This window comes from Amnimonas aquatica (genome assembly GCF_002943415.1).
GTDB classification, from domain to species: Bacteria; Pseudomonadota; Gammaproteobacteria; order Pseudomonadales; family Moraxellaceae; genus Perlucidibaca; species Perlucidibaca aquatica_A.
Window position 1 is genome coordinate 1 of sequence record NZ_PTQZ01000147.1, and the last position, 4,636, is coordinate 4,636.

Annotated in this window: 5 protein-coding genes; 4 read left to right on the forward strand and 1 reads right to left on the reverse strand. The window is 66.2% G+C overall.

Going from position 1 to position 4,636, the window contains the following annotated elements:
* The 4 genes from C5O18_RS06645 to lpxC form a co-directional block, all read left to right on the forward strand.
* Positions 1 to 473 (forward strand): cell division protein FtsQ/DivIB (locus tag C5O18_RS06645; RefSeq protein WP_158249288.1); only part of this gene is annotated, 473 nt, incomplete at its 5' end.
* Between the two features lie 66 nt (positions 474 to 539).
* Positions 540 to 1,811, forward strand: coding sequence for a cell division protein FtsA (gene ftsA, locus C5O18_RS06650; RefSeq protein WP_105192585.1), 1,272 nt, complete (start codon positions 540 to 542; stop codon positions 1,809 to 1,811).
* A gap of 133 nt (positions 1,812 to 1,944) precedes the next feature.
* On the forward strand, positions 1,945 to 3,201 hold the full coding sequence (gene ftsZ / locus C5O18_RS06655) for a cell division protein FtsZ (protein WP_241146764.1): 1,257 nt from the start codon (positions 1,945 to 1,947) through the stop codon (positions 3,199 to 3,201).
* 68 nt (positions 3,202 to 3,269) lie between these two features.
* Positions 3,270 to 4,184: a UDP-3-O-acyl-N-acetylglucosamine deacetylase gene (lpxC, locus tag C5O18_RS06660; RefSeq protein ID WP_105192587.1), complete on the forward strand. Its 915-nt coding sequence runs from the start codon at positions 3,270 to 3,272 to the stop codon at positions 4,182 to 4,184.
* 68 nt (positions 4,185 to 4,252) lie between these two features.
* On the opposite strand, the gene C5O18_RS06665 is transcribed toward lpxC, so the two are convergent.
* Positions 4,253 to 4,636, reverse strand: a 384-nt coding sequence (locus tag C5O18_RS06665) for a DciA family protein (protein WP_158249289.1), incomplete at its 5' end; no start/stop codon positions are given.

Genomic DNA, 4,636 nt, shown 5'->3' on the forward strand with positions numbered 1-4,636 from the left:
CGCTGCGTTTCCCGTGGGTGGCCACGGCGCGTGTCAGCCGGCAGTGGCCTGACGCCGTCAGGGTCGAGATCGAAGAGAAGCAGGCGGTCGCGCGCTGGGGCGCCGATGGCCTGGTCAGCCGGCAGGGCGAGGTGTTCCGGCCGCGCGCTGCGCGCGGCACCGACATGCTGCCGGTGCTGCAGGCGCCGCGCGCGCAGGCCGGTTACGTGCTGCAGCAGTACCAGGCCATGGATGCGCTGCTGCGTCGCGTCGGCCTGCGCATCCACCGGCTGGAGCTGACGGACCGCATGAGCTGGGTGCTGACGCTGGATGGCAGTGTGCGTGTGCTGGTCGACGCCCAGGACACGCTGGCGAAGCTGGAGCGTTTCACGCTGCTGTACGACAGGCAGCTTTCGAATGAAGTGGCGAACATCGCCAGCATCGATCTGCGCTACCGCAATGGCGTGGCGATCGGCTGGCGACGGGCAGGCTGAGGCAAGGCGATGGGCACTATTTATCAGGGCAGTTGGCGGTCACCCGAGGTGACCAGGATGGAAAACATGGCGAACAACAGCGTACAGGCACCCATGATCGTTGCTGTCGATATCGGTACGTCCAAGGTCGTCTGCCTGGTCGGGCAGGTGAACCCGCTGGAGCAGACCCTGGAGATCGTCGGTGTCGGCAGCCGGCCCTCGCGCGGCATGCGCAAGGGCGTGGTGGTCAACATCGACGAGATGATGGACGCCATCCAGGGTGCGGTGTCGGAAGCCGAGCTGATGGCCGACTGCCGCATCCACTCGGCCTACATCGGCATCGCCGGCAGCCACATCGGCGGGCGCAACTCGCAGGCGGTGGTGGCCATCCGCGACGGCGAGGTGGCGCAGACCGACATCGACCGCGTGGTCGATGCCGCCAAGTCCGGCGCCAACCCGGTCGACCAGCGCATCCTGCACGTGCTGCCGCAGGAGTTCGTGGTCGACGACCAGGGCGATGTCCGCAATCCGCTGGGCATGGCCGGTGTCCGCCTCGAAGGCCACATCCACATGGTGACCTGCTCGGCCAACGCCGCGCAGAACCTGGAGAAGTGCGTGCGCGGCGCCGGCCTCGACATCGACGAGGTGATTCTCGAGCAACTGGCCTCCAGTCACGCCGTGCTCACCGACGATGAAAAGGAACTGGGCGTCTGCCTGATCGACATCGGCGGCGGCACCACCGACATCGCGGTGTTCGTGCGCGGCGCCATCCGCCACACGGCGGTGATCCCGATCGCCGGCGACCAGGTCACCAACGACATCGCCATGGCCCTGCGCACGCCGACCCCGGCGGCGGACGAGATCAAGACCCGCTACGCCTGCGTGGTGCCGCAGATGGTCGATCCCGAGCAGACCGTGAGCGTGCCCGGCATGGGCGACCGCCCGGCCCGCACCATGGCGCGCCAGACCCTGGCGGCGGTGGTGGAGCCGCGCTACGAGGAGCTGTTCAGCCTCGTGCAGTACGAGCTCGAGCGCAGCGGCTACGCCGACCAGCTCGCCGCCGGCGTGGTGATGACCGGCGGCTCGGCCAAGATCGAGGGCGCGGTGCAGCTGGCCGAGTCCATCTTCCATCTGCCGGTGCGCATCGGCATGCCCAAGTCGCTGCGCCTGGGCGGCATGGAGGAGCTGCTGCACAACCCGATCTACGCCACCGGCATCGGCCTGCTGATGTACGGCAAGCAGCGCCTGGCGGCCAGCGGTGCCGGTGCCCAGGTGCGCCGTCGCGGCGACCAGGGCGACGGCGCCGGCTTCGGCAGCATGATGCAGAAGATGAAGGGCTGGTTCGCCAGCAACTTCTGATCATGAGCCGGCCCGGGGCCGGCAAGGTGTCAAAGGCGGTCTGGGAGACCGCCTGAATACATGAGGCAGGATGCCTTCACGGCAAAAGAGAACACAAATCGGCGGAAGCCCTCCGGGGCTGGAGAAAGACATCATGACGAACATCTTCGAATTCGCGGACAACGTGCCCGAGCTGGGCACGGCTGTCATCAAGGTCATCGGCGTCGGCGGCGGCGGCGGCAATGCCGTCGAGCACATGGTCAACAGCCAGGTCCAGGGCGTTGATTTCATCTGCGCCAACACCGACAAGCAGGCGCTCACCAAGATGAACGCCAGGACCCTGCTGCACCTGGGCGACAGCGTCACGCGCGGCCTTGGTGCCGGCGCCAACCCGGAAGTCGGTCGCCAGGCGGCGGTCGAGGACCGAGACCGCATCCGCGAGTCGCTGTCGGGCTCCGACATGGTGTTCATCACCGCCGGCATGGGCGGCGGCACCGGTACCGGCGGCGCGCCGGTGGTGGCCGAGGTCGCCCGCGAGATGGGCATCCTCACCGTGGGCGTGGTGACCAAGCCGTTCCCGTTCGAAGGCAAGAAGCGCATGGACGTGGCGGAGCAGGGCATCGAAGCGCTGTCGCACCATGTCGACTCGCTGATCACCATCCCCAACGGCAAGCTGCTGCAGGTGCTCGGCAAGGTCTCGCTGGTCGATGCCTTCAAGGCCGCCAACAACGTGCTGCAGGGCGCCGTGCAGGGCATCGCCGACATGATCCTGAACCCGGGCGTGATCAACGTCGACTTCGCCGACGTGCGCACGGTCATGTCCGAGCAGGGCCTGGCCATGATGGGCACGGGCTCGGCCCGCGGCGAAGAGCGCGCGCGCATCGCCACCGAAATGGCCATCCACAGCCCGCTGCTCGATGACGTGCAGCTCAAGGGCGCCCGTGGCGTGCTGGTGTCGATCGCCGCCAACGACAGCCTGGGCCTGGACGAGTTCTCCACGGTCGGCGATATCGTCTCCGAGTTCGCCTCCGAGAGTGCCACGGTGGTCATCGGCACCATCCTCGACGAGACCCTGGGCGACGAGATCCGCGTCACCGTGGTGGCCACCGGCCTGCCCAAGGCCAGCAGCGTCGCGCGTCCGGCGCAGAGCAAGCTCGGCATGAGCCTGGTGCCGTCGGCTGCCGCCGCGGTTTCGGTGCCGGTCGCAGCGCCGGTCCAGCAGCAGCCCGCGCAGCAGCCGGTGCAGCAGGTCGCCAACGGCCAGCCGGCACCGCAGCCCGCGCACGATCCGTATGCGGACCTCGACACCCCGGCCTATCTGCGTCAGCAGAAGGTGGCTAACGGGGCGCCGCGCCGTACCGACATGAACCTGCTCAACATCCCGGCCTTCCTGCGTCGCCAGGCGGACTGAGACGCGCTGATTGAGCGGAATTGACGGCTCTGTTACGATGGCCTGAATCAGGAAATAATTTGTAACAAATGCTCAAGCAACGTACCGTCAGACAAGTCATACGCGCCAGCGGCATCGGCCTGCACAGCGGAGAGAAGGTGTATCTCACGCTGCGACCCGCGCCCGTCGACTCCGGAATCGTGTTTCGCCGCACGGATCTGGAGCCGCCGGTCGAGGTGCCGGCCCGTGCCGAGCTGGTGCGCGAGACCACCATGTCGTCCAACCTCGTGGTGGACGACGACGTGCGCGTCGGGACGGTGGAGCATCTCATGTCGGCTCTCGCGGGCCTGGGCATCGACAACGCCGTGATCGATGTCAGCGCCCCCGAGATCCCGATCATGGACGGCAGCGCCGGTCCGTTCGTGTTCCTGATCCAGGCTGCCGGCATCGTCGAGCAGGATGCGCCCAAGCGCTTCGCGCGCATCAAGCGTCGCATCGAGGTGCGCGACGGCGACAAGATCGCCGCCTTCGAGCCCTACGACGGCTTCAAGGTCTCTTTCACCATCGACTTCGATCACCCGGCTTTCCATGACGAGCACAAGTGGGCCACGGTGGACTTCTCCACCACCGCCTACGTCAACGAGGTCAGCCGCGCCCGCACCTTCGGCTTCCTGCGCGACATCGAGTACCTGCGCGCCAACAACCTGGCCAAGGGCGGCAGCATGGACAACGCCATCGTGGTCGGTGATGACGGCGTCATGAACGAGGATGGCCTGCGCTTCGAGGACGAGTTCGTGCGCCACAAGATGCTGGACGCCATCGGTGACCTGTATCTGTTCGGCACGGGCATTCTCGGTGCCTACGAGGGCTACAAGGCGGGGCATGCCATGAACAACAAGCTGCTGCGCGCCATGATGGAGCAGCCCGATGCCTGGGAGACGGTCACCTTCCCGGACGAAGGACTGACGCCGATCACCTACATCAAGGCCGATGCGGTGCACTGAAAGCGACCATGCGGTCGCTGTCTGTAACTGTTTGTAATCGCTCGCTATTTTGACAAATTGTGGAACATTTATGGTTCCACGTCGGAAACTTTGCTGTTTTTTTCATCATCCTCGTGCCTTGCCAAGGCCCGCAGTCCTTTGCTAAGTTCCGCCAATCCTAGGGAGTCTGCAACCTCCCGGAGGTGTTTCGCAGTCGCGCTGCTCAGCCTTGGCAAGGGTCTTGCTTGTCGGTTTCGGGGCAGTGGTGCGGCAGGCCTGACCAGGATGCGCAGGCGTTGCAGACCGCTGAACTCGGCGTGGCACTGGAGTTGCTGAACGAGGATGCGACTGAGGTAGCGCAGCTGACCGGCAGAGGTGGGATTGTCCGCCGCAATGGTCAGGGTGCCCTCGCGCAGAGACAGGAGCCGGCAGGAAGACCGGACCGTGGCATCGACTTGATTACGCCAGACAAT

Bases quoted from the DNA above. Each gene is read 5' to 3' on its own strand.
- ftsZ (WP_241146764.1), top strand. From the start codon at position 1,945: ATGACGAACATCTTCGAATTCGCGGACAACGTGCCCGAGCTGGGCACG.
- ftsA (WP_105192585.1), top strand. From the start codon at position 540: ATGGCGAACAACAGCGTACAGGCACCCATGATCGTTGCTGTCGATATC.
- lpxC (WP_105192587.1), top strand. From the start codon at position 3,270: ATGCTCAAGCAACGTACCGTCAGACAAGTCATACGCGCCAGCGGCATC.